The following is a 15,412-nucleotide window of genomic DNA, read 5'->3' as shown; positions in this document are numbered from 1 at the left end:
AACAAAAAAGCCGCCCGGCGAGCGCCAGACGGCTTGGTGACATGTCACTCCAAAAAGGGGCTAGTTGGCCCTGGTGCCCACTGTCTCCTTACGCAAACGCTCCATCTCATCCTTCAAACTGAGTTTCTGTCTCTTAAGTGCAGCAATCTCCAGGCCATCCTTGGCCGGTCGCCGCTCTTCGTCAGAAATCTTGCTGTCAATCGCGAGGTGCCGCCGCTCCAATTCGGCGAGATGAGATTCAACCGTCATGCAATCCTCCTTTTTCTAACAAAATGAGGCTGCCATACTGATTTTGGGTCGTACAGATTGACTTTTCAAATAATCGCGCTGTTCGCATCGCCTATCCGCATCTTTTTATACTGCAATGCACGAAAAACCGGTTCGGAATCAGGGGGCGAGTAGCGCACTGCAAAAGAGCATGGTATCGATGCTGGCTCGCGACCGCATTTTGCGGACAGTTTTCGTCGGTCGAGTTACCCGTTTATGACCCCCACGCCTTCCAATGATGATCAGGATGCGCGCCAGGAACTGGCCAAGCTGCGCCAGGAACACCGCGACCTCGATGCAGCCATTGAGGCCCTCATCGAAACGGGACGTGCTGATCATCTGCAACTTCAACGGCTCAAAAAGCGCAAGCTCATCTTGAAAGATCGCATGATTGTGCTCGAAGATCAGTTGCTTCCCGACATCATCGCTTAAGCAAAGCCGCCTTTCATGTCCTCACATCACGCACCTCGATCCGGCGAGGCCCCAGTGGCCATCATCATGGGCAGCCAGTCCGATTGGCCGACCATGCGCCATGCCGCTGACCGACTTGATGAGTTGGGCGTGGTTTATGAGACAAAAATTGTCTCCGCTCATCGAACGCCAGATCGTATGACGGCTTTTGCCAAGGGTGCCGAAGACGCCGGTCACAAAGTGATCATCGCTGGAGCCGGTGGCGCCGCCCATCTTCCAGGCATGGTTGCCGCAATGACCACCTTGCCTGTGCTTGGTGTGCCGGTGTCAGTGACTGCGCTTCAAGGGCAAGATAGCCTTCTTTCCATTGTCCAGATGCCCGCCGGTGTGCCTGTTGGAACCCTCGCTATCGGCAAGGCCGGTGCCTCCAACGCCGGACTTATGGCGGCAAGCATCTTGGCACTGTCGGACGATGATCTGGCAGATCGCCTAAAAGCTTGGCGACAGGCACGCACCGATGGTGTTGCCGCTGCTCCGGTGGACGACCCAACCTGATGAACGCCCTCCAGCCTGGTAGCACCATCGGCATTCTTGGCGGCGGTCAGCTGGGGCGCATGCTTGCCATGTCAGCGGCACGCTATGGGCTAAAAATCCATATCTTCGATCCAGCCAAAGACGCGCCAGCGGCAGAAGTCGCTGCCACTCACACCTGCGCCAGCTACACCGATGGCAACGCACTCGCCTCGTTTGCAAAGGCCTGCCAAGTCGTAACGTTTGAGTTTGAAAACGTCCCCAAGGCCAGCCTGGAACAGCTGGCAGGCGCGGTTCCGCTCCACCCGGGCTTGGCCTCACTGGAAACCAGCCAAGACCGCCTCACCGAAAAACAGTTTTTGGAACGTTTAGGGCTGAACGTTGCGCCCTACGCCGCGATTGATGGTCCAGACGCAATAGAGCGCGCCCACACTGCGCTCGGTGGTGACACAGTCCTGAAAACCCGCCGGCTTGGGTATGACGGCAAGGGCCAGACACGCCTCCAAACGGCTGACATCGACGCCCATCAGGCCTGGCAGGCGATTGGCGCAGCGCCAGCAGTGCTTGAAGCGCGCATTGCTTTTGTGGCCGAGGTCTCAGCTATCATTGCACGTGACATTGATGGCAACGCGGTGGCCTATGACGTGCCGGTCAATATCCATAAGGACGGCATTCTCGACACGTCATCGGTTGGTCAGTTTTCAGCGTTCAACGTGACACCGGACTTGACGCGCCAAGCACAAGAAGCAGCCGTTAAGGTTGCCGTCGCACTTGAGCATGTTGGTGTGCTGACGGTGGAGTTCTTTGTCACGGAACAAGGAACCCTTCTGATCAATGAGATCGCACCGCGTGTGCACAATTCTGGCCACTGGACCATGGATGCATGTCTGCATGACCAGTTCGACAATCACATACGCGCCGTCGCCGGGTGGCCACTCGGCGCGCCAGAACGTCATTCAGACGCGGTCATGACGAATCTTGTTGGACCGGATGTCGAAGAGCTTGCCTCACATGCAGCAAGACCCGACACCCAAATCCATCTTTACGGCAAGGCAGATGTGCGAAAAGGCCGAAAGATGGGCCACATCACGCGCATTGCGCCACGCACATAAAGTCAGGCCAACCGCGTGCAAAAGCATGTCAGCTTTGTGGACAAACCGCAGTCGATCTGGTATCCGCCCACCTCATTCCGCATTGTAGGTTGGATGAGGAGCGCCATCGGGCGGCCATTGGGGCGTCCAAACGCGGCTTTGCTGCTGGTTTGGCCCAATACTCTGTTGATCTACAACGCATTGAAACAAAACACCCTTTTCGCCCTCTGGCACGGCAAAGCATAGGCCACGGCGACAACGACAGGATGACACGTGCAGGTACTCGTTCGGGACAACAATGTTGATCAGGCGCTCAAAGCCCTGAAAAAGAAGATGCAGCGTGAAGGCATCTTTCGTGAAATGAAACTTCGCGGCCATTACGAAAAGCCGTCTGAAAAGAAAGCCCGCGAAAAGGCTGAAGCCATTCGTCGTGCTCGCAAGCTGGCCCGTAAACGCGCACAGCGCGAAGGTCTGCTTCCAGGCAAAGGCCGCCGTTAAGTCTGGCGCCAGCCCCTATTCTGCCAGAATAACCCCTCACCAAAGCTGGACGATGCGCCTATGATGCGCATCATTGTAGCGCGGGGATTGCGCGTTCTAGTCTAGCAGCGCGCTCCACCGGGGTCATGCTGAGGGTTTTCATGGTTTGCGTTTCACCACACTTTGACACCAACCAAGGCAAGCAAACGGCCCATCGAGCGTCGACCTTGCGCTGGATGCCGCGTGTTGCGCTTGCTACCTGCGCGGCTCTCTTTTTGGCCGCATGTCAAACCGCTGGTCTCAACCAGGCCACCGGGCCGCTAGCTGCAAGCCAAGCGGTAAACATCGCCTCGCTCACCGAAGTCATCTCATCCAATCCGCAAGACCCTGGTGCCTACAATATGCGTGGCACGGCCTATGGTCGCGAGGGTCGCTACAATGATGCGCTGGCCGATTTCAATCAGGCGTTGGCGCTCAACCCGAGCTTTTACCAGGCTCTTGCCAACCGCGCCCTTGTTCATCGTGAGATGGGCAACAGCGCGCAGGCCCTGGCCGACTACTCTGCCGCTATCGCTGCCAACCCGGCCTATGATGCTGCCTATGTGGGGCGCGGCAACATCTATCGCGAAGCTGGACGTTTCCCGGAAGCCTTGTCGGACTATGAGCGAGCTATCCTGCTCAATTCTTCTGATGCGCGCGCTTATTACAACCGCGCGCTTATCTTCCAGTCACAGAACAATCATGTGCTGGCGATTGAAGATTTCACCACCGCCATTGGCTTCAATCCCAATGCCACCGAACCTTACATGGCGCGCGGCTTAAGCTATCTGGCCCTGCGGGATTGGAGCGCTTCGATTGAAGACTTTGATGCCGTGCTCGGCCGCGACTCGCGCAACATCGATGCGTGGATCAATCGCGGAATCGCGTATGAGGCCGCAGGCAGCTTAGAAAACGCCCGCGTGTCCTATCAGCGCGCCTTGACGATTGATGAAAACAATCGCGTTGCAATGCAGGGCCTCGGCCGGGTGAACTAGGTTCTGCCTTAGGCTTTCAAGGCCTGGGTTACTGCGCCTCTAAAACCTGCATCACGCACCATCAGATAAACAAACGGCTCCAACTCTAGCTGCCATCCAGCACATTCAGCTGCATGAGCAAGGGCTTGCTTCTGAGGGCCGAGTTCCATCAAACCTTCGCCGTTGACGACCGGGCCATGGAGCGACCGATACGTCCACACACCGGTCAGACGCACGCCAAGCCATGGCACGTCGATGCGCTGCTCCAGCCATACCCGATCATAATTAGTGCCAACAGCTTCACTGGCATCCAGCGCTTGTAAGAACGCAACCGGAATGAGTTGCAGATGGGCCATTGTGAGCCCACCCGACTGCTCGACCAGTGTTGCTGGCATAGCGCCATAGCGCGCAATATGGGCTGAGTGCGCTGTGACATAGCCGGAAACACGCACAGGCCCTTGCATCACAGAGACCGGCTTTACACCAAACTTGCGCCGCAAGACTGACACGGCTGCGTTGGACCCAACCGCCAGAACCGGCGCACAAAGCCCAACTCCTTCCACGTGGAGAGATCGTCCGCTCCCTCGCACGCCACACGGCGAAAAGCGGGCAGCACGCCCTTGATGAAAGTGCACGGGAACAGAAGGCCGACTGTAAGGATAGTTGAACGCCCGGGCGAGCACGTTGGCCCGAAACGAACAAACCCGCCCAGGGTCACCTGAGCGGGTTTGTGAACTTGATATCTGCGACACGTCGGAGCCCTAAAGCGCCTTCACAATATCCTCGACCATCTTCTTGGCATCGGAGAACAACATCATCGTGTTGTCGCGGAAGAACAGCTCGTTCTGCACCCCAGCATAGCCAGATGCCATGCCGCGTTTGACAAACAGCACAGTGCCAGAGTCCGCAACGTTCAAGATCGGCATGCCATAGATGGCCGACTGTGGGTCGGTCTTGGCTGCCGGGTTGGTCACATCGTTGGCGCCGATAACAAAGGCCACATCAGCGGTCGAGAACTCGCTGTTGATGTCTTCAAGTTCGAAGACCTCATCGTACGGCACGTTCGCCTCAGCCAAGAGCACGTTCATGTGTCCAGGCATACGGCCAGCCACAGGGTGGATGGCGTACTTCACCTCCACGCCTTCAGCTTTCAGCGTATCAGCCATCTCCCGCAGCGCGTGCTGGGCTTGCGCAACGGCCATACCGTAACCGGGTACAATGATGACTTTGCCGGCATTCTTCATCATGAAGGCGGCATCGTCAGCGGACCCCTGCTTAACCGGACGGGTTTCTTCTTCACCACCCGCGCCGGCTGCAGCATCATCGCCACCAAAGCCGCCCAGAATAACGGAGAAGAACGATCGGTTCATGCCCTTACACATGATGTAAGAGAGGATCGCACCCGATGAACCGACCAATGCGCCTGTGATGATCAACGCTGTGTTGCCAAGCGTAAAACCAATGCCCGCAGCAGCCCAACCGGAATAGGAGTTAAGCATCGACACCACGACGGGCATGTCGGCGCCACCAATCGGGATGATGATCAAAACGCCCAGAATCAGGGCTGCCAGCACAATCATCCAGAAGATGAAGTGGCTTTCAGTGCCGACCAGAACAACCGTCAACACCACAAGCGCAACAGCCAAAGCGATGTTGATCAAGTGCCGTGATGGCAACATGATCGGTTTGCCGGACATGCGCCCATCAAGCTTGGCGAAAGCGATAATCGACCCAGTGAACGTGATTGCACCGATGGCAGCACCCAAAGCCATCTCAATCAGAGCGGCCGTTTTGATGGTACCAACGTCACCCAATCCAAAAGCCTGCGGCGCGTAGAGCGCGGCAGCAGCCACCAGAACAGCGGCCAGACCAACCAGCGAGTGGAAGGCTGCCACAAGCTGCGGCATGGCCGTCATTGGGATGCGCTTGGCGATGACCGCACCGATACCACCACCGATCCCGATACCGAGAAGGATCAGCAGGATCGATCCCATGGTGAGGTTGGTGAGGAACAGTGTCGTCACCACGGCGATGGCCATACCGACCATGCCGTACATGTTGCCTTGGCGCGAGGATTCAGGGCTCGAAAGACCCCGCAAACTCATAATGAAAAGAACACCTGCAATCAGGTAAAACAGGGCTGCAAGATTAGCACTCATGATCTCAGTCCCGCCCTATCGTTCTTTTTTCTTGTACATGGCGAGCATTCTCTGGGTGACGAGAAAGCCACCAAAGATGTTCACCGAGGCGAGGATCAGCGCCACGAACCCAAAGGCACGCGCCAAACCGGTGCCTTCGGCGCTTGCCACATCCACACCAACAGCAAGCAGTGCACCCACCACGATCACCGAAGAGATGGCGTTGGTCACTGACATAAGCGGGGTGTGCAAAGCCGGTGTCACCGACCAAACCACATAGTAGCCAACAAAGATCGCCAGCACGAAGATCGACAGGCGGAAGACAAACGGATCAATTGCCCCGCCGCTTGCTCCATGGGCCACTGCGGCCATAGCATCAGCACTGCCTTCCAGCCCGCCGGATGCCAGCCGTTCGGCAATGCTTGTAGCGTGTGCGGCAGCGTCCGCCGCCTGTGCCGCCGCGTCTTGCGCTGCTTCTGCGGCCTCGCGCGCCTCTAACAGCGCTTCGTTGGTTGCATCGCTCATGATTTAGCCTCCTCTTCAGGAGCATCAGATGTATCAGCGTCCTGTTTGGGCGCATCCGTTTTGGGGGTATCGCTCTTAGGTGCGAAGTTTGGGTGCACCACGGCACCATCGCGGGTCAGCACAGTGGCCTGCACCAACTCATCATCCCAGTTGATGGCAAGCGCCTTGTTTTCTTTGTCGATCAACGTCTCGACAAAAGAGTAGAGGTTCTTGGCAAACAACAACGAAGCTGTGGCCGCGATCCGCCCGGGTACGTTGAGATAGCCAACAACTTTGGCAGGGCCAGCCTCGACCACGTCACCCGCTTTTGCACCTTCCACGTTACCACCGCGCTCAACCGCCAAGTCGACCAGCACCGAGCCAGGTTTCATCGCGTTGATCATGTCTTTGGTTACAAGGCGCGGCGCCGGACGACCTGGTATCAACGCCGTTGTGATCACGATATCTTGCTTGGCAATGTGCGAGGCAACCAGCTCAGCTTGCTGCTTCTTGTAATCGTCGGACATCTCTTTGGCGTAACCGCCAGATGTCTCAGCCTGTTTGAACTCTTCGTTCTCAACAGCAATGAACTTGGCACCAAGCGATTCCACCTGCTCTTTAGAAGCAGGCCGCACATCGGTGGCAGAAACAACGGCACCCAACCGACGGGCCGTTGCAATCGCCTGGAGACCAGCAACACCAGCACCCATGACGAACACTTTGGCTGCCGGCACCGTGCCAGCCGCCGTCATCATCATCGGCATCGCGCGGTCATAAACTTCGGCAGCATCAATCACCGCTTGGTAGCCCGCAAGGTTGGCCTGACTGGAAAGAATGTCCATCACCTGAGCGCGGGTAATCCGCGGCATGAACTCCATCGCAACACCGGTCAGCCCGGCTTTGGCCATCGCCTCGACAGATTTTTCATTGCCATATGGGTCCATGGACGCCACCAGGAGAGCACCTTTGGGATAGCTCTTCATGTCAGCATCGGATGGGCGGCGCACGCGCAAGATAATGTCAGCCTCGGCGACCGTCGCCTTGGCATCCTTAGCGATGGTTGCACCTTCTTCGGTGTAGGCTTCGTCTGGGAGGCGCGAGGTTGTGCCCGCACCTGCCTGAACCGTGACATCAGCACCTAACGCTTTGAAGCGTTTGACCGTGTCGGGCGTGATGGCAACCCGACCCTCATTGGGGTCGGTCTCTGCCGGAACCGCAATTTTGACCATGGAAATGCGTCCTTGATACGCGGACCCAGAGAACCTGGACCTTGGAAACAAATGAGAGAACAACCAAGCATTGTGGCTGCGTCAGCGCAACCAGCCTTGGCTGGCAGACTATCCCGCCAGATAGGGCAATGCCTGTTTAGAGCAAGAAAATCGCCATCAGGATCAGCACCAGGACAACAAGTACGGTGCCCCATTTCAGCAGCTGGATAAAGATTTCAAATGTGCGGTTGTGCTCGTTGTAATCGTTGGCAACGGGCGTGGTCTTCTCGGCAGCGTCAGACACGGGCGCTCTCCTAAAATCGGCATGACTGGGATTGGTCAAAGCGCTTACACCAGCTTGGCGGCGGCTGACAATGCACTCTGACCGCCAAAGCGTCTCTTATTGCGCTGCGATCGCTGGTTCGAGGGCATCTAGGCCATGCTCTTGCACTGAAATAGGCTCCAGCCCAGCTTCGATCATCGCCTCGGTTTGCTTCTCGACCAGCTGTGCGGCGTTGAAGTCTTCAATCTCTTTCTGGAACAGCTGATAGAAATTGAGCTCTGCTTTGAGGTGCAAGAAAACCCCACCCAGACCAATGGCCGCCCGGTCCATAAAGACAAACTCGCGCGGAATTTTCACCGGGCCAAGACGCTGAAGCTCCTTGCGCACCATGATCGCCTGCTCGCGGCCATACTCGGTGGCATTCACACCTGCAGCCACAGCGCGCACCTTGTCTTCTAGAAGAGGCCCATTGATGAAACGCGCCCAGATGTTGAGCACATCGCGCAGCTCTTTGGTCAGGTTCTCAAAACCCCAAAGCTCATAAGCATGGACGATTTGATCTTCGTCATCCTTCATCAGCCCTTCGTTGAGCTGGAGAACCCCTTCAACGAACCGGGCAGGGAACTTGCGGATGCAACCATAGTCCAGAAGGTTGATGCCTTCCGGCGCGCCATCTCGCTTAAACACCTGATAGTTGCCAAGATGCGGGTCGCCATGGATGACACCGATATGGGCAAAGGGCCGCCACCAGGCGTGGAAGATGGCGGTTGAAAGCCGGTTGCGCACCTCCTGGCTCTCGTCCTTGAAATCAAGGATTTTCTCGCCGTCCAGCCATCCAAGTGTCAGCAAACGCCCGGTTGAAAGCTCATCCACCACATCCGGCACACGCACCAGTGCATCATCTGTTCCAAAAAAGTTACGATAAAGGCGAGCATGGGCCGCCTCGAGCACGTAGTCGAGTTCCTCGCGCAGACGTTCGGCGGTCTCCTGCTTCATCTCCGATGGATCGATGGCCGCATCCATGCGGCGGAACAGCGAAAAGATGAAATCAAGCTGCTGAAGGTCAGCCGCCACCGCCGAGGCCATATCTGGATATTGCAGCTTCACCGCCAGATCGTGGCCATCCAGCGAGCGGGCCTTGTGCACTTGCCCCAGCGATGCCGCCGCCGTCGGTGCGTGCTCAAAGCTTTCAAATCTTTGCTGCCAACCAGCACCCAGTTCCGCGCGCATGCGCCGCTTCACGAACGCCCAGCCCATCGGCGGCGCCTCGCTTTGCAGCTTCTGCAACTCAGCGGCATATTCTGCTGGAACTGCATCTGGAATCGTGGAGATAAGCTGCGCAACTTTCATCAATGGGCCTTTCAGCCCACCCAGCGCTTCGGCCAACGCCTCAGCATCAGCAGGATTGACCTTCGCCCCACCGAATAGCCGACGCCGCGCCATGGTCGCCGCAACACCACCGACCGATGTACCAACGCGAGCGTAGCGCCCTAGCCGTCCTGTCAGGCGGTTGCGTTCATTGTCGTTGCGCTCATTGGCCATTGCTGTCTTTCACATGCGAGGGGGGATGCTCTGCTACGCATAGATAGGCCAATAAATTCAGCATTCCACTGTGGTATCCTCGGACTTGATCCGAGGAACCAGGCAAAGGCCTACCAGCGAAGTGGATGCCGGGTCACGCCCGGCAATAACAATGGTGTGGCGGGGCAGCTTACGCGTCTAAGGCCTCAAGCTCATCAATGAAGCCTGAAATCACATTCAGCCCGGCCTGCCAGAAGTTGGGATCACGCGCATCAAGGCCAAACGGCACCAACAGTTCGCTATAGGGCTTGGAGCCACCCGCGCGCAGCAGGTCCAGATAATGCTCAGTAAAGCCCGCATGCGCGTTCTCGTAACGGGCATAGAGTGCATTCACCAGACAGTCCCCGAACGCATAGGCATAGACATAGAAGGGCGAGTGGATGAAGTGGCCAATATAGGTCCAGAACGGACGGTAGCCATCATCAAATCGCACCGCATCGCCCAGGCTCTCATGTTGAACCGAAATCCAAAGATCACAGAGCTGCTCAGAGGTCAGTTCGCCTTGCTTGCGCGCTTCATGCACTTTGCGTTCAAACGTGTAGAACGCGATCTGGCGCACAACCGTGTTGATCATGTCCTCAACCTTGCCCGCCAACAGGCTCTTGCGCTGAGCGACATCATCGGTTTGCGACAGCACCGAGCGGAAGGTCAGCATCTCGCCAAACACACTGGCCGTTTCTGCAAGCGTCAGCGGCGTCTGCGCCATCAGCGCACCCTGTCTGCCAGCAAGCACCTGGTGCACACCATGGCCAAGCTCATGGGCAAGCGTCATCACATCACGTGTGCGACCTTGATAGTTGAGCAGAATGTAAGGATGCGCACTTGGCACAGTCGGATGAGAAAAGGCGCCCGGCGATTTGCCCTCTCGTGACGGCGCATCAATCCAGTTCTCATCAAAGAACCGCTTACCGATGGTCGCCATTTCCGGCGAAAACCGCTGATAGGCATCAAGCACAATGCCCTTAGCCTCATCCCAACCGATCAGCTTTTTATCAGCATTGGGCAGAGGCGCGTTGCGGTCCCAATAGTCGAGCGCATCCTGACCCATCCATTTCGCTTTGAGCGCATAGTAGCGATGGGAAAGCTTGGGAAAGCTGGCTCGAACCGACGATACCAGTGCGTCGACCACCTCACCCTCAACCCGGTTGGCCAAGTGGCGGCTGTCGGCAACATCCTCAAAGCCGCGCCACCGGTCAGAGATTTCCTTGTCTTTGGCCAAAACATTGGTGATCAATGTGAACGTTCGCAGCTCGCCACCAAGGGTCTGGCTAACGGCTTCCGCAGCCGCCTTCCGCTTGGCCCCATCATTGTCCTGGAGCAGCGAGAGCGTTGGTTCCAGCGATAGCGACTGGCCATCAACGTCGAAGCGCAAGCTGGCAATCGTTTCATCAAACAGCCGGTTCCAAGCTGCACGCCCGGTGACCGATTTTTCATGCAGCAACTGCTCCAGGCGATCTTCCAACTGGTAGGGCTTTTCGCGCAGCGTGTCGTCAATCCAGGGCTTGTAGCGGGCAAGCGCCTCGTCGGCGTATCCGGCAGCAAGCTCGTCATCATCCAGCTTGGTGAGTTCCAAGGTGAAAAAGATGAGGTGCGATGAGGCTGTTGTCAGTTTTTCCTGGCAATCACCAAAAAACTTCGCGCGTTCAGGGTCGGTGGTGTTTTCTGAGTAGACCAGGCCGGCAAACGAATAGAGCCGCCCCATAAGCTCTTCGATCGCTTCATAGGAAGTGATGGCCTCAGCCAGCTTTGCCCCGCCCTCAGCCAAACGATTGGCAAGCTCGCCTTTGTAGGTCGCCTCAAATGCCTGGGAGTCCGCCAGCACCTTCTCGAGGTCTGCGCTCACCTGGTCGCTTGTGATTCCGTCATAGAGAGCTGAAAGGTCCCATTCAGGCAGATTGTTCAGGGCTGCATCGCGCGCGGTCATACTAAGGCTTATCCTTTTTGTTGATTTTGGCGCGTAGCGGTACGCGCCACCTGGAGCCCGCGCAAGGCCCGTTTGTGTGACGGCGGTAATCTGTTGTTACGAAGAAAGCCCGCAAACGGTTTTTATGCTTAATCGCCCGTTTACCCTATCACGGCATGCTGTCCCCTATCGAAACAGGTCGATTACCCCGACCAACGGCAGTATTGCGTGGAGAAGTGCGTGTCCTTGCGTTCCTCAGTTCTCATTGTTGATGACGATCCTGTACAAAGGCGGCTGCTCGAAGCATCGCTAACCCGCCTGGGCCATACACCCATCTGTTTGGAGAGCGGCCAAGAAGCGCTGAACTTTCTGCGTTCTCCCGATGGCAAAACCATCAAAGCCATCCTGCTTGATCTTATTATGCCAGACCTGGATGGGATGGGCGTGCTGTCGGCGTTGAAAGCTGATGGCAATGCGATCCCTGTCATCGTTCAAACATCACAAGGCTCTATCGATACCGTTGTCTCCGCCATGAAGCTTGGCGCCAGCGATTTCATTGTGAAGCCGGTCTCACCGGAACGGCTTCGCGTTTGCCTTGCCAATGCGCTGAAGATGAGCGCGTTGGAAGACACAGTCAGCCAGATCAAGCGCTCCGCTGAGGGACGTCTTACCGTCACCGATATCATCACCCGCTCACCAGCGATGGCCCGCGTGGTGCAACTCGCCGAACGGGCTGCCAAATCGCAAATACCGATCTTGATTGAAGGCGAGTCCGGTGTCGGCAAAGAGATGATCGCTCGAGCGATCAAAGGTTCAAGCCCTCGCCGCAACAAAGCTCTGGTGACCGTCAATTGCGGTGCGATCCCAGAAAAACTCGTCGAGTCGGTGCTTTTTGGCCACGAGAAAGGTGCCTTCACCGGCGCCAATGAAAAACATATTGGCAAGTTCGCCGAAGCCCATGGCGGGACGCTTTTTCTCGATGAGATCGGCGAATTGCCGCTTGATATTCAGGTCAAGCTTCTCCGCGCCCTACAAAATGGCGAGATCGATCCCATCGGCGCCAAAGCCCCGGCACGGGCCGATTTTCGGCTGATCTCGGCAACCAACCGACCGCTTATTGATCTGACCCGTGATGGCTTGTTCCGCGAAGACCTTTATTACCGCCTCAACGTTTTCCCCATCTGGGTGCCACCGTTGCGCGAGCGCATGGACGATATTAGCCACCTGATTCAGCATTTCTTGGTGCGCTTTGCCGCTGAAGAGGGCAAACGCCACATCCGCGGCATCTCCGCCCCAGCGCTTGAACTTGTCAGCAGCTATTCGTGGCCAGGTAATATTCGTCAGCTTGAAAACGCCGTTTTCCGTGCTGTTGTGCTCTGCGATGGCGACCAGCTGACACCAGCTGAATTCCCACAAATCGCCGCGCATGAAGGCATGGTGCTGCCGCTTGAAACAGCCAAATCAGCCCCACTTGCGCCACCGCCAGCCAAAGCTCCAAGCCAAGCCATGTTGGGGCAGAGCGCCCCACAATCAGGCATGATCGACGCCGCATCGCGCTATGGCATGGCTGACTTGACCGATGGCGCTGGAGCACCACGAACGCTGGCCGCCTTGGAAGAACAAGCGATCCGCTTTGCCATTGGCCATCTTGGTGGGCACATGAGCGAGGTCGCTCGCTCGCTGGGCATTGGACGATCAACGCTCTACCGCAAACTCAGCGAGTACCAAATCGATGCATCCAACCCAGATGGAACCGCAGAGGGCGCTGACGCTGTTGCACAAGAGCAACCTTCAAGGTTGTCGGCTTAGCTTCACGCGGATTTGAGCACGGCCGTGGCCTCCGTGCGCTTGCAGGGTTGCAGGCACTCTGTCACCCCTTGAGCGGTGACAGAGTGCCTCTGAGTGAGGTGATTCGCGTCACAGACAGGGGCGCACACATTCTGGCATTCGGCTGGCGACGGGCAGAGACTCGCGCAGCGATGAGGAGACAATAGCTTTGAGAACGTGCACTTTTCTTTTGGCGACTGCTTTTTCCACCGCTCTTGTAGGCCTCAGCCACGCCGCAGATCGAGCTCCGCTAGACCTCGAATGTGAAATCAATCCGGTATGCGTTGAAGACGCTATCGCCCAAGCCATTCTAGAGATCGCACCGGAAACAGACACGGCCGCGACGAGCCTTGTTCCTATCGACCCTCGGCTTGAACTGGCCCTGCCCACGCTAACGCCTGAGCGTCCAAACACAGTCGTTGCACGCAACCTCACCCCGGCAACGACGACCGTGGCACCGGTACAAAGCGTCGATCAATATGAGATCGACGAAACAGCGATCGCTGCGCGTGATGCCCGGATGCTCGACACGCTCACCAGGCAGTCCATCGCTGCCATCGTCGGTCAAGGCCTGGAAAATGATGGCGAGACCACAAGCCAGGAGCGCCAAGCAGCCGAAGCGTTTTACGCAAGCCGTGGCCATGCACCGCTTTTTCTGACGGCCGGCAAGCTGAATGAACTGGGCGCAACACTGCTCGATGTTTTTGAGACCGCTGACAGCTACGGCCTCAACCCCGTCGACTTTGAAAACATCGCGTTCATTGCCAAGGATGGTCAAGCTGGCGACGCCATGGCTGCCGCCCGCGCCGATGTTGGTATGACGCTGTGGGCGATACGCTACGCTCGCCATGCAACAACCGGGCGCGTGAACCCGTCCAGCATTGCTTCCGACATCACGCTGGAGCGCAATTTCGTTGACCCTTCAACGGTGATGCCGTCCTTGCTAGCGGCCAGCGATCCGCGACAGGCATTGCTGAGCTACCACCCACCGCATGAACAGTTCCATGCCTTGCGCGAGGAACTGGCCAAACTGCGTCAGCGCTCTGAAACGGAAATCTTGCAGCCCATCGCCGAAGGCGGGACGATCCGTCTTGGTGACATCGATCCGCGCGTCCCACAGCTACGCGAGCGCCTTGGCCTGCCCGATATGATGATGACGGCAAGTGTTGATGACGCCGATGTACGGCTGGTCAGCACGCGCTCGGACGAAGATCCTGTGCCGACGCCGCCCAACCCCAACCTGTTTGATGAGACGCTCGATGCCGCGATCAAAGTGTTTCAGGCCGAACACAATCTGACGGCCGATGGCATTGTCGGTCCGGCAACATTCGCTGCGCTTAACGAGCAAGCAGGCGATTTGGTACCACACATCATCGCCAACATGGAACGATGGCGCTGGATGCCGCGCGAGCTTGGTGATTTCCACGTCATTGCCAATGTGCCCGAGTACCGGCTTTGGGTGATGCGCGATGGTGAAAGCATTTTCACCACCCGCACAGTGGTTGGTCAACGACGCCACCGCACAGCCATCTTTTCCGATGAAATGGAATACATGGCGGTGAACCCCTATTGGAATGTGCCATCCTCGATCGCCCGCAATGAGATCCTCCCGCGTCTTCTACAGGACCCTGGCTATGCTCATCGCGGCAATTACGAGGTCATCTACAACGGCCAAACGGTCGACCCCTTCGCCATCAACTGGCATGCAGCTGCCGAGCTTGGCATGCCGCGAATCCGCCAGCGCCCTGGCGCTCGCAACGCGCTCGGCGAAATCAAGTTCATGTTTCCCAACCAGCACGCGATCTACTTCCACGACACACCATCACGAGGCCTCTTCGGACGCGACCAACGAGCCTTCAGCCATGGCTGCGTGCGCGTGCTCGACCCATGGGCATTCGCTGAAGCGCTGCTTACCAACGAGCCAGACTGGGATTTGGCGCGTGCCCGTTCCCTGCAGGGTCCAAGCGAGCGCAACCTGATTCTCGACAATCATATTCAGGTCCATCTCACCTACTTCACCGCTCGCGTGAATGATGAGGGTCGCCTGATCATGGCGCGTGACATCTATGGTCATCATGGCCGCGTGCTGGACGCATTGGGTTTCGCCAGCAGCTAAAGCATCCTGCTTTTTCTCCACGACAGCCTTATCGCAAGTCGCGTTTTATTGGAGCGAGAGGC

The 15,412-nt window shown here is 57.2% G+C and carries 15 protein-coding genes; 7 read left to right on the top strand and 8 right to left on the bottom strand.

Annotated elements, in window-relative coordinates; all coding sequences use genetic code 11:
* Window positions 1-60 precede the first annotated feature (60 nt).
* On the bottom strand, window positions 61-249 hold the full coding sequence (locus ABWH92_RS07920) for a YdcH family protein (RefSeq protein ID WP_375573691.1): 189 nt from the start codon (window positions 247-249) through the stop codon (window positions 61-63).
* A gap of 234 nt (window positions 250-483) precedes the next feature.
* On the opposite strand from ABWH92_RS07920, the gene ABWH92_RS07915 reads away from it, so the two are divergent.
* The 5 genes from ABWH92_RS07915 (at window position 484) to ABWH92_RS07895 (ending at window position 3,811) form a co-directional block, all read left to right on the top strand.
* Entirely contained in the window at window positions 484-699 is a 216-nt protein-coding gene (locus ABWH92_RS07915; protein ID WP_375573689.1) for a YdcH family protein, read from the top strand.
* A 15-nt stretch (window positions 700-714) separates the two neighbouring features.
* Window positions 715-1,233 (top strand): 5-(carboxyamino)imidazole ribonucleotide mutase, encoded by a 519-nt coding sequence (purE, locus tag ABWH92_RS07910; RefSeq protein ID WP_375573688.1) that lies wholly within the window; start codon window positions 715-717, stop codon window positions 1,231-1,233.
* Window positions 1,233-2,321, top strand: coding sequence for a 5-(carboxyamino)imidazole ribonucleotide synthase (locus ABWH92_RS07905; protein WP_375573687.1), 1,089 nt, complete (start codon window positions 1,233-1,235; stop codon window positions 2,319-2,321). Before purE ends, ABWH92_RS07905 begins: the two co-directional genes overlap by 1 nt.
* Before the next feature lie 252 nt (window positions 2,322-2,573).
* Window positions 2,574-2,798 carry a 30S ribosomal protein S21 gene (gene rpsU / locus ABWH92_RS07900; protein ID WP_375573686.1) on the top strand — a complete coding sequence of 75 codons (225 nt, stop codon included), beginning with the start codon at window positions 2,574-2,576 and terminating at the stop codon, window positions 2,796-2,798.
* Window positions 2,799-3,013: 215 nt separating this feature from the next.
* The gene (locus ABWH92_RS07895) at window positions 3,014-3,811 is read left to right on the top strand and encodes a tetratricopeptide repeat protein (RefSeq protein WP_375574214.1); all 798 of its coding nucleotides are present in this window, start codon (window positions 3,014-3,016) and stop codon (window positions 3,809-3,811) included.
* Between the two features lie 8 nt (window positions 3,812-3,819).
* Here the strand turns inward: ABWH92_RS07895 and ABWH92_RS07890 are convergent, their stop codons facing one another.
* The 7 genes from ABWH92_RS07890 to ABWH92_RS07860 all read right to left on the bottom strand — a co-directional run bounded on the left by ABWH92_RS07890 (window position 3,820) and on the right by ABWH92_RS07860 (window position 11,428).
* A complete protein-coding gene (locus tag ABWH92_RS07890) occupies window positions 3,820-4,257 on the bottom strand; it encodes a hypothetical protein (RefSeq protein ID WP_375573684.1) in 438 nt (145 codons plus the stop codon).
* Between the two features lie 294 nt (window positions 4,258-4,551).
* Window positions 4,552-5,949, bottom strand: coding sequence for an NAD(P)(+) transhydrogenase (Re/Si-specific) subunit beta (locus ABWH92_RS07885; RefSeq protein WP_375573682.1), 1,398 nt, complete (start codon window positions 5,947-5,949; stop codon window positions 4,552-4,554).
* Window positions 5,950-5,964: 15 nt separating this feature from the next.
* Window positions 5,965-6,453, bottom strand: coding sequence for a proton-translocating transhydrogenase family protein (locus ABWH92_RS07880; protein WP_375573680.1), 489 nt, complete (start codon window positions 6,451-6,453; stop codon window positions 5,965-5,967).
* Window positions 6,450-7,661, bottom strand: coding sequence for a Re/Si-specific NAD(P)(+) transhydrogenase subunit alpha (locus ABWH92_RS07875; RefSeq protein ID WP_375573678.1), 1,212 nt, complete (start codon window positions 7,659-7,661; stop codon window positions 6,450-6,452). The genes ABWH92_RS07880 and ABWH92_RS07875 overlap by 4 nt, the downstream gene beginning before the upstream one ends.
* A 136-nt stretch (window positions 7,662-7,797) precedes the next feature.
* Window positions 7,798-7,944, bottom strand: coding sequence for an aa3-type cytochrome c oxidase subunit IV (locus ABWH92_RS07870; protein ID WP_375573676.1), 147 nt, complete (start codon window positions 7,942-7,944; stop codon window positions 7,798-7,800).
* Window positions 7,945-8,040: 96 nt separating this feature from the next.
* Entirely contained in the window at window positions 8,041-9,465 is a 1,425-nt protein-coding gene (locus ABWH92_RS07865) for an ABC1 kinase family protein (RefSeq protein ID WP_375573674.1), read from the bottom strand.
* Window positions 9,466-9,634: 169 nt separating this feature from the next.
* On the bottom strand, window positions 9,635-11,428 hold the full coding sequence (locus ABWH92_RS07860; protein WP_375573673.1) for a M3 family oligoendopeptidase: 1,794 nt from the start codon (window positions 11,426-11,428) through the stop codon (window positions 9,635-9,637).
* 225 nt (window positions 11,429-11,653) lie between these two features.
* Between ABWH92_RS07860 and ABWH92_RS07855 the strand changes: the two genes are divergently transcribed.
* On the top strand, window positions 11,654-13,216 hold the full coding sequence (locus ABWH92_RS07855; RefSeq protein WP_375574213.1) for a sigma-54-dependent transcriptional regulator: 1,563 nt from the start codon (window positions 11,654-11,656) through the stop codon (window positions 13,214-13,216).
* Between the two features lie 208 nt (window positions 13,217-13,424).
* On the top strand, window positions 13,425-15,350 hold the full coding sequence (locus ABWH92_RS07850) for a murein L,D-transpeptidase (protein ID WP_375573672.1): 1,926 nt from the start codon (window positions 13,425-13,427) through the stop codon (window positions 15,348-15,350).
* The last annotated feature ends 62 nt before the right edge of the window (window positions 15,351-15,412 follow it).

The organism is Ahrensia marina (assembly GCF_042140245.1).
Taxonomy (GTDB): Bacteria; Pseudomonadota; Alphaproteobacteria; order Rhizobiales; family MH13; genus MH13.
Note: the sequence above shows the minus strand (reverse complement) of the source record. Positions and strands in the feature narration are given on the sequence as shown.

Bases quoted from the DNA above. Each gene is read 5' to 3' on its own strand.
- ABWH92_RS07865 (WP_375573674.1), bottom strand. From the start codon at position 9,465: ATGGCCAATGAGCGCAACGACAATGAACGCAACCGCCTGACAGGACGG.
- ABWH92_RS07895 (WP_375574214.1), top strand. From the start codon at position 3,014: ATGCCGCGTGTTGCGCTTGCTACCTGCGCGGCTCTCTTTTTGGCCGCA.
- ABWH92_RS07920 (WP_375573691.1), bottom strand. From the start codon at position 249: ATGACGGTTGAATCTCATCTCGCCGAATTGGAGCGGCGGCACCTCGCG.
- ABWH92_RS07885 (WP_375573682.1), bottom strand. From the start codon at position 5,949: ATGAGTGCTAATCTTGCAGCCCTGTTTTACCTGATTGCAGGTGTTCTT.
- purE (WP_375573688.1), top strand. From the start codon at position 715: ATGTCCTCACATCACGCACCTCGATCCGGCGAGGCCCCAGTGGCCATC.
- ABWH92_RS07875 (WP_375573678.1), bottom strand. From the start codon at position 7,661: ATGGTCAAAATTGCGGTTCCGGCAGAGACCGACCCCAATGAGGGTCGG.
- ABWH92_RS07860 (WP_375573673.1), bottom strand. From the start codon at position 11,428: ATGACCGCGCGCGATGCAGCCCTGAACAATCTGCCTGAATGGGACCTT.
- ABWH92_RS07915 (WP_375573689.1), top strand. From the start codon at position 484: ATGACCCCCACGCCTTCCAATGATGATCAGGATGCGCGCCAGGAACTG.
- ABWH92_RS07905 (WP_375573687.1), top strand. From the start codon at position 1,233: ATGAACGCCCTCCAGCCTGGTAGCACCATCGGCATTCTTGGCGGCGGT.
- ABWH92_RS07880 (WP_375573680.1), bottom strand. From the start codon at position 6,453: ATGAGCGATGCAACCAACGAAGCGCTGTTAGAGGCGCGCGAGGCCGCA.